The organism is Isoptericola hypogeus, from assembly GCF_039531145.1.
Lineage (GTDB): Bacteria > Actinomycetota > Actinomycetes > Actinomycetales > Cellulomonadaceae > Isoptericola > Isoptericola hypogeus.
The window spans coordinates 1-8,461 of sequence record NZ_BAAAPM010000009.1 but is presented as its reverse complement, the minus strand read 5'-3'; the positions used below and the strand labels follow the sequence as shown (position 1 = coordinate 8,461).

General features: G+C 76.5%; 5 protein-coding genes, 1 tRNA gene and 2 pseudogenes. All 8 read right to left on the bottom strand.

From position 1 onward, the window contains the following. Nucleotides 1-180, bottom strand: a pseudogene (locus ABD254_RS18030) (hypothetical protein); the annotation flags it as partial. A 20-nt stretch (nucleotides 181-200) separates the two neighbouring features. Continuing rightward, the gene (locus ABD254_RS18025) at nucleotides 201-2,927 is read right to left on the bottom strand and encodes a choice-of-anchor J domain-containing protein (RefSeq protein WP_344250091.1); all 2,727 of its coding nucleotides are present in this window, start codon (nucleotides 2,925-2,927) and stop codon (nucleotides 201-203) included. Nucleotides 2,928-2,979: 52 nt separating this feature from the next. Further along, nucleotides 2,980-3,204: a hypothetical protein gene (locus ABD254_RS18020; RefSeq protein ID WP_344250090.1), complete on the bottom strand. Its 225-nt coding sequence runs from the start codon at nucleotides 3,202-3,204 to the stop codon at nucleotides 2,980-2,982. Between the two features lie 115 nt (nucleotides 3,205-3,319). Beyond that, nucleotides 3,320-6,268: an ATP-binding protein gene (locus tag ABD254_RS18015; RefSeq protein WP_344250089.1), complete on the bottom strand. Its 2,949-nt coding sequence runs from the start codon at nucleotides 6,266-6,268 to the stop codon at nucleotides 3,320-3,322. Nucleotides 6,269-6,544: 276 nt separating this feature from the next. After that, nucleotides 6,545-6,617 (bottom strand) — tRNA-Ala (locus tag ABD254_RS18010). Between the two features lie 90 nt (nucleotides 6,618-6,707). After that, complete coding sequence (locus ABD254_RS18005; protein ID WP_344250088.1) at nucleotides 6,708-7,397, bottom strand: histidine phosphatase family protein; 690 nt, start codon at nucleotides 7,395-7,397, stop codon at nucleotides 6,708-6,710. Next, complete coding sequence (gene rsfS, locus ABD254_RS18000) at nucleotides 7,394-7,840, bottom strand: ribosome silencing factor (RefSeq protein WP_344250087.1); 447 nt, start codon at nucleotides 7,838-7,840, stop codon at nucleotides 7,394-7,396. The genes ABD254_RS18005 and rsfS overlap by 4 nt, the downstream gene beginning before the upstream one ends. Then, a pseudogene (locus tag ABD254_RS17995) lies at nucleotides 7,837-8,461 on the bottom strand (hypothetical protein); the annotation flags it as partial. The pseudogene ABD254_RS17995 and the gene rsfS, both read right to left, overlap by 4 nt.

Sequence of the window (8,461 nt, the reverse complement as noted above, 5' to 3'; positions counted from 1 at the left end):
GGCGACCCCGGCCGGCCCCCGCGTGGTCGCGGCCGTCGCGGCCGGCGCCGCCAGCCCGAGCACCAGGGCGGCGACCGTGGTCACGACCGTGGCCGCGCGGCGGGACCGGCCCGCGCCACGGCGCCACCTCCCCCGCCCGGCTGTCGGCGATGCTCCTGAACGTGCGCGCTGCTCTCGCATGAGCGTCCCTCTCCCTGTCCTCAGCACCCGGTCCGGGTCAGCGTGATGTCGTGCGCGGCGTCCTCCCGGACGCGGACCTCGGCCGTCGTCGGCGCATAGCCGTCCCGCCCGACGATCAGGGTCACGCGCCGGTCGGCGCGGTCGACCCAGCGCAGGAACCGCCCGTCGGCCCCGGTCGCCTGCGTCCACCGCTGCGCCCCGGACTGCACGACGACGGTGGCCCGGTCGAGCGGGGCGACGGTGCCGTCGCACGCCTTCCCGGTCACGGCGCCCAGCAGCGGGCGCCAGGCACGGCCGACCGTGGACTCCATCGCGACGTCCACCGTGCCGACGTCGTACGGGGTGTCCTCGAGCACCCGGAGCCGGGCCCGGTGCACGCCGGGCTGGTCCACCGCGGTGGCGTCCAGCGTGACGTGCACGGTGACGGTGGCGCCCGGCCACAGCACGGCCTCGGTGCGGTCCGGCTGGAGCCAGCCGCTGGCCGGGGACGTCTCGACGCAGCCGTCGTGGCCGGGCAGCGCCTGGACCCGGCGGTCCGGGTAGTTCCCGGAGGTGCCCCCGACCCGGTACACGCCGCAGGCGAGCCCGCCGCGGCCGAGGGCAACGGCCGACGGCAGCATCTGCCAGGCGTCGGCGGCCGGGTCGTAGCGCCAGGCCAGCCCGTTGGCCGTCTTCCCGGTCAGGCCGCCGGCCACGACGACCTGGCGGTCCGTCGCGACGGCGCCAGCGCCCCAGAAGTCCCGCGGCGCGTCGGCGATCGGCCTCCAGGCGCCCGTGTCCGGGTCGTACAGGTAGCCGGAGCGGGTGTCGGTGCCGTCCGGGGCCTGGCCTCCGGAGCAGAAGACCCGGCCGTCGACGGCGGCGCACGCGGCCCAGGCGACCGGCTCGGGGTAGTCGGCCAGGCGCGTGTACTCGTCGAGGGTCACGTCGTAGGCGACGACGTCGGTGCTCCCACAGCCCTCTGCACCGCAGCCGCCGACGGCGACGATGCTGCCGTCCAGCAGGGCCGTGCCGGCCGCCGCCCGGGGAGCCGGGCTCGGCGCCGCGGTCGTCCAGGCGTCGGCCGCGGGGTCGTAGACGGCCGCCTCGGCCGCCACGCCGGCGCCGTTGTCGGTGAAGCCGCCGATCGCGACGAACAGGCCGTCCACGAACGCGCCCGACATGCTCTCCCGGCCCTCGGGCATCGGCGCCGTCTCGGTCCAGACCCCGGTCGCCGGGTCGAGGGCGAATCCTCGTTCGGTGGTGCCGGTCCCGGTCGCGCCGCCGAACGAGTAGACGAGGCCGTCGTGGCTGCTCGCCGCGTTGTCCTTGATCGCGAGGGGATAGTCCGAGACGCTCTCCCAGGCCAGGGCCGCCGCAGGCGCCGCCGCGTCCGTGCCTCCGGTCGGCGCCGCGCCGGACGACGGGGCCTCCGCCCCGTCGGGGGCGCGCAGGGTGAACCCGCGGTCCCGCGTGAGGAGCTCGACGGACGCCGGGGCCGTGCCGGTGTTGGTGATGTCGAACGTGGTGGCGCCGGTCTCCCCCACGGGCACGGCGTCGCCGACGTCGGTGCCCACGATCTCGAGGCGCCCCGCGCCCAGCTCCAGGTCGGCCCCGGTCACGGCGCCCTGCGTCACCTGGACCTCCGCCTCGGCCGCGACGTACTGGTCCAGGGCGGCCGTGACCGTGGCCGGTCCGGTCCGCTGCGTGAACATCGCGTACAGGCCGGCGCCGCCCTTCGCGGCGTCCGGCGCCGAGGTCGAGGTGGCCGGCGGGCCGCTCGCGCCGTCGAGCGTGACGTCGGCCCCGCCGAGGCCCTCACCCGTGACCCCGTCCCGGACGTGGCCCACGACGAGCCCGCCCGCGACCGGCCGGCAGGACGCGTCCCGCACGACGACGTCGTCGACCTGCCACCACCAGTCGCTCGAGCCGACGTAGTAGTGCCAGCGCACGCGGACGTCGTCGTGCCCCGCCGCCTGCGGGAGGGCGACCGTGAGGTCGCGCGGCCCCAGCAGGCTGCCGAACCAGTGCCGCCAGACGCTCGTCCACGTCTGGCCCCCGTCGAGGGAGACGTCGATCTCCGCCCGTTCGGAGCCCGACCTCCGGAACTCGGTGGCGAACTGCAGCGTCGGCTTCTCGACGCCGCGCAGGTCGAGGGGTGCGCTCACCAGCGAGGTGTCCTGGTCGCCCCCGCGACCCCAGTTCCAGCTGTCGATGATGGCGAAGTGTCCGTCGCCGCCGGTCCTGTTGGTCCGGCCGCCCGGGTCGTCGAACTCCCACACCCGGTCGGTGCCGGCGTGGTCCCGGACCTCCCAGCCGGTCGGGAGCACCCCGTCGTCGAACCCTTCGTCCATGACCGTGTACCCCGGGGCGACGCAGTTCGCCGCGTCCACGGGCACGTCGACGTCGAGGCTCGCGGCGCCGCCCGTCACCGGCACCGTCGTGCTCCGGTACCCCGCGGAGGCCGGCTCGACGACCACCTCGTAGTCGCCCGTGGCCGGCACGGCGAGCCGGTAGGCGCCGGTGACGGGATCGGTGTGGGCGACCGTCTCGCCGCCCACGACCCGCACCTGCGCGGCGAGGGGCCAGCCGTGCCCCGACCCGTCCGTCACCACGCCGGACAGGGTCGCGGCGTCGTCCCCGAGGGCCGACGGGGCGGGAGCTGCGAGCGCGGCCGGGGCCGCGATCGCGAACGGGAGCCCCGTCGTCGCGGCGACGGCGACGGCCGCGCACAGCGCGCGGCCCGAGCGGATCCTGTACCGACTCATGCGTCACTCTCCTGGGTGGGTCGTGCGGTGTGGAACAGGGGCGGAGTGCGGGTCACGCCGGGAACCAGCCCTCGGGGACGACGTCGGCGGCCTCCGGGTCGCGGGCGAGCTCGCCCGACGGGGCGTGGGCCGCGGGCTGGGCGACGTCGGGCGCGGCGACGCCGGGCGCGGCGATGCCGGGCGCGGCGACGCCGTCGCGCGAATAGCGGTCGTCGTTCGGGACCGTCGGTCCGCCCGGGCCTGTCGGCTCCGGCTCGGTCGATCCTGACGCTGGCATGGACCCTCCTGCGTGCCCGGGCTGGTCTGGTGGCCCGAGTCTCGAGGGCGCGCGGCGGCGTCACCATGGGGCGAAACCCCCATCTATCTCCGTCGCGGGCGCGGGATCCCGCGCGTCAGGGCGCGGGCGAGGCCGCCAGCCGGTGCGCCACGGCCGCCCGGCTCGTCGCGCCGAGCTTGCGTCTCGCCGCGCTGACGTGCTTCTCGACCGTCTTCGGCGACAGGTAGAGCTCCCGCCCGATCTCCTCGTTCGACAGCCCGATCGCGACGAGGCCCGCGACCTCGCGCTCCCGGGGCGAGAGCTCCTCGCCGTACCCCCGCCGTCCTCCCCGGTGGCGACCCGGCACCGTCATCCCCCAGCCGCGCGCGGTCCGGGTCGCCCTGGCCTGGTCCCAGCTCGCCCCCAGGCTGCGGTATGCGGCCAGCACCCCGCCCAACCGGTCCTGCCCGGCCCCCGCGTCGCCGGCGCGCACGAGGCTCTGGGCGGCATGCTCACCCGCGTGGGCCGCCTCGTACCGGCAGGCCAGCGAGTCGTACGCGTCGGCGGCGGCGGTGAAGTGACGCGCTGCCGCGACGCAGTCGCCCGCCGCGGCGGCGAGATGTCCCCGGGCGTGCGCCGTCGTCGCGGGCGCGAGGGGCGCGTCCAGCCCGCGCACCAGGGCCGACATCCTGGCCACCGACGCCTCGGCGTCGTCGAGACGTCTCGAGGCCACCATCGCCTCGGTCAGGGTCGGCAGGAGCCGCACCGCCGGGGCGACGAGCCCGTACGACACGGCACCGTCCAGCACCGCCAGGCCCACCCGGACCGCCTCGTCCTGCTCGTCACGGGCCACGAGCAGGCGCATCAGCGCGACGGTCGGCACCGGCAGCAGGACGTAGGCCCCCACGTCCGAGACGTCCTCGGTGACCCGCTCCAGGCGGTCACGGGCGTCGTCCAGGTCTCCGCCGGCGAGCGCCAGGCAGCCGGCGACGGCGTCGACGGCGGCGCGGACGTGCGGCAGCTCGCTCAGCTCGCCCGCGAGGTCGCGCACGCGCTCCCGCAGCCCGTCCCAGCGCCCGGTGCAGTAGTCGAGCAGTGCGGAGGACCGGAGCAGGCGCAGCTCGAGCATCCGGCTGTCGCAGACCGCCGCTCCGCGCAGACCCGCTCGCAGGAGCGTGTCCGCCGTGCGGTGGTGCCCGGAGTAGCACGCCTCGATCCCCACCGAGTCGTAGGCCTTGACCGCGCGGCGCGTGACGGGCTCGTCGCCCGTCTCCCTCCTGACCCGGTCGACCAGCGTCGTCCAGGCCGGATCGCCCATGGACACGAGGACCATGGCCGCCTTCGCCCAGAGGAAGACCCGGGCGCCCGGGTCGTCCACCGCGGGCACGATCTCCAGCGCCCGGTGCAACCAGGCACGCAGCTCGGACGCCGGGACGCCGGGCACCGTCGGGATGCCCAGCCCGACCATGGCCCACGCCTGGAGGTCCAGCCGGTGCGCGAGCTCCTCGACCGCCCTGGCGTAGAGGTCTCGCCGGGTCGCCGGGTCGCCCCCGTGCCGGTCCAGGAGCACGCCGACGAGGAAGCGCAGCTCGCCGCGGACGCCCGGGGGGACGTCGCCCTCGAGGACCTCCATGAGCAGGGACGTCACGCCCTGGTCGGCGGACACGGAGTCCCGCGCCGCGCGAGCGAGCTTCAGGGCCACCCGGCCGCGGTCGGCGGGCGGCAGCGGGGCGTTGCGGAGCAGGTCCTCCAGCAGGCGGGCGGCCTCGCCGTCGTGCCGCAGCTCGATCGCCTTGTCCGCCGCGCGCTCCGCGGCCAGAGCCCACACCTCCGCTCCCCCGGCGCGCCGCAGGTGGTGGGCGACCTGGCCGAGGAGGTGCCCGGCCCGGGGCTCCAGCGCCTCGGCCGCGCGGCCGTGCAGCTGCCGCCGGCGCGTGGCGGGGATCGACTCGTACACCGCCTGCGCCGCCAGGACGTGGCGGAACCGCACCCCGGCGTCGCCGTCCACGAGCAGGCGCTCGTCGAGCCCCTCGTCCAGCCCCGCCAGGACCTCGTCGTCGTTGCGGCCCGACGTCGCCACCAGCACGTCCAGCGGCTGCGGCACCTGCAGCACGGCCGCCGTCTCCAGCACCGCGCGCGCCGGGACCGACATCCGGCCCACCCTCTCGAGCACCGCGTCCCGGATGCGGCGCGGCACGTCGAGCTCGTCGAGGGCGCGACGCACCCACCCGGACCCGTGCCGCACGAGCGTCCCGCGCGACTGCATGAGCGCGAGCAGCTCCTCGACGGCCAGCGGCAGCCCCGAGGTCCGCTCCCACAGGTAGGCCACGAACTCGCTCGACAGGCCGTCGAACTCCAGGAACCGCGCCGCGAGCACGCGGGTCTCGTCCAGGTCCAGGGGCGCCAGGTCGAGATGGACCTGGGCGACGTCCGACGGGACGGACGTCGCGACCAGGCGCGCGGACGCGTCCGTCTCCCCGTCGCGGAACGTCATGACGAGCGCGAGGCCCGGCGGAGGGTCCGTCGTCAGGTGGCCCAGGAACTCGAGCGTCTGGTCGTCGGCCCAGTGCAGGTCCTCGACGACGAGCAGCACCGGACCCAGGGCGCCCAGGACCTCGACCAGCCCTCGGAACAGCCGGTGGCGGTCGGCCAGGCGGTCGTCGAGCGGCGGTGGCGGCTCGGGCAGGACGTGGGAGAGCTCCGGCAGCAACGGACGCAGCGCTCCCGCCACCGGCGACAGCGTCGCGCCGGCGAGCGCCTCGCCGTGGGGTGCCAGACCCTGCACGACCGGGCCCAGGGGGAACGGGTCCCCGATCCGCCGGCACGCCCCGACGACCCGGCGGCGGTCCACCATGGCCGGGTCGGCCAGCAGCTCCGCGACCAGGCGGGTCTTGCCGATGCCCGACTCCCCGGCCACGACGGCGACCGCGGGCGTCGTGGCCAGCGCCTCGACGAGGGCGCGCCGCTCGTCGCCGCGGCCGACGAACCCCGCCGTGGACACCCCCGGGGGTGCCGCGGTGCCGGTCGCGGGCGTCGCAGCCCGGGTGCCGGGAACGGACGGGGCATGGCGGTCCCCGTAGGCCATGGTCAACGCTCCCCCGTCGAGAACTGTCGCCGCGTCCGGCGCCGTCGCCGACCCGCGGTCGTCGGCATCATGCCACGGCCGCGACCGGCATGGCGCGCTTCATCCGCGAGGTCAGCGGTCCCGGGTGCTCCCGCGGCCGACGAGGTGCGCGCCGCAGCCGACGCCATAGGCCTCGCCGAGCCACCCGCGGAACTCGTCGCCGCGCAGGACACGCCCGGCCCAGGAACGCGAAAGAGCCCCGCCACGAGGCGGGGCTCTTTCGATCTTCAGTTGACGTGGAGCTGAGGGGACTCGAACCCCTGACCCCCTGCATGCCATGCAGGTGCGCTACCAGCTGCGCCACAGCCCCGAGAACCGACTCTCGCAGCAGCGCGCGGCCGGGCGATTCGTCTGATTCGGTGTGTTCCTCCGGGCTTGCGCCCCGCGGAACGTCGATATCTTAGGCAGACTTCGGCCCAGGTTCCAAATTCCAGTCCGGGCCCGCCTGCCACTGGTCGAGCGGGTAGCCGGCGCCCACGTTGTGGGCCACCAGCCGCCACGCCGGCACGGCGTGCGCACCCGAGCGGTGCAGGTGCGACCAGTGCACGTTGTGCATCCCCGCCAGGCCCCGCCAGGTCGTCGGGTCGAGCCCGAGCAGCGCGGTGACGGCCAGCGAGATCGCCGCGCCGTGCGACACGACGACCAGCGTCGCGTCGTCGTCGAGGGCGTCGGCGTGCTCGGTCACCGCGGCCGCCATGCGCTCCGCGACCGCCGCCTTCGTCTCCGCGCCCGCCCTGACGGGGTCCGCGCCGCGCCGCCAGGCCGCGTACTCCTCGGGCGAGCGCTCGCGGATCTCCTCGCCCGTCAGCCCCTCCCACGCGCCGAAGCCGCGCTCGCGCAGCCGCTGGTCGGTGCGTACCTCGGCGCCCTCCAGCTCGCGCGCGTAGGCCCTCGCCGTGTCGTGCGCGCGGCCCAGGTCGGAGGACACGATCGCCGTCGCCCGGTGCGACGAGGCCAGCGCGGCCCCGCCCTCCGCGGCCTGCCAGCGACCGACCTCGTCGAGCGGGATGTCGATCTGCCCCTGCAGGCGCAGGGTCGCGTTGTAGGCCGTGCGGGCATGCCGCAGGAGGACGACGGTGCCGGCCGTCACCGGTCGTCGCCGGCCAGGCGGATCGTCCCGTCCGTCGAGCCGTCGCCGAACTCCGCGGCCGCGGCCGCGCCGTCGCCGCCGCGCGCGTCCTCAGGCAGGTCCACGACCGGGCAGTCCTTCCAGAGCCGCTCGAGCGCGTAGTAGACGCGGTCCTCCGCGTGCTGCACGTGCACGACGACGTCGCCGAAGTCGAGCAGCACCCACCGGGCCTGCGCCTTGCCCTCGCGGCGGATCGGCTTGGACCCCGCGCGGTACATGGCCTCCTCGACGGCGTCGACGATCGCCGAGACCTGCCGCTCGTTGGTGCCCGAGGCGATGAGGAAGACGTCCGTGAGGACGAGCTGCTCGCTCACGTCGAGGGCGATGATCTCCTGGGCCTTGCGGTCCGAGGCCGCCCGGGCGGCCACGACGGCCAGCTCCAGGGCACGGGCGGTGGCGGTCATGCTGCTCCTCCAGGTGAGGCGACGTCGAGGGCCGCGACGTCCGGCGGGACGACGAGGGTGGCGGACGCGGCCGGTGCCGCGTCGGTGGTGAACGACTGGTCGGGGCCGTCGAGCAGCAGCTTCCACAGCAGCAGCCCGAGGACGAACGCGACGACGACGAGCACGATGTAGTGCAGCCAGGTGTACGAGGCCTCGGGCTCGTCCCAGTCCTCGTCGTCCTCGTCCTCGTCCGGCTGGGCGACGGCCGAGCGGGCGCGGACCGGCTGCTCGGCGCCCACGAGGGCGTCGAACGGCGAGGCCGCGACGCGGGTCGCCTCGCCGCCCGTCGAGGGCGCCACGGACGCCGGCGGCAGCGACGCGGGGCGGTCCGTGACCGGGCTCGCCCAGGGCAGCGCCGGCGCCGCCGGGCCTTGGCCCGGGGCGGGCGCCCCGCCGGAGGCGGGAGCCGACAGGGGCGGCTGCAGCTGCGTCGACCCCGCGGCCGAGGACGCGGTGAGGCCGGCACCGGCCACGCCTGCGCCGAGACCGTTGGGCCCCTGCGAGGTGCCGCCGAACGGCGACGTCGTGCGCTGCGAGTCGAACGGGGACCGGCGCGCCGGCGCGCCGGCCTGCCCGGGGGGC

What these genes read in the sequence shown, in the direction of transcription:
- ABD254_RS18025 (WP_344250091.1), bottom strand. Translation starts at nt 2,927, where the DNA reads ATGAGTCGGTACAGGATCCGCTCGGGCCGCGCGCTGTGCGCGGCCGTC.
- ABD254_RS18020 (WP_344250090.1), bottom strand. Translation starts at nt 3,204, where the DNA reads ATGCCAGCGTCAGGATCGACCGAGCCGGAGCCGACAGGCCCGGGCGGA.
- ABD254_RS18015 (WP_344250089.1), bottom strand. Translation starts at nt 6,268, where the DNA reads ATGGCCTACGGGGACCGCCATGCCCCGTCCGTTCCCGGCACCCGGGCT.
- rsfS (WP_344250087.1), bottom strand. Translation starts at nt 7,840, where the DNA reads ATGACCGCCACCGCCCGTGCCCTGGAGCTGGCCGTCGTGGCCGCCCGG.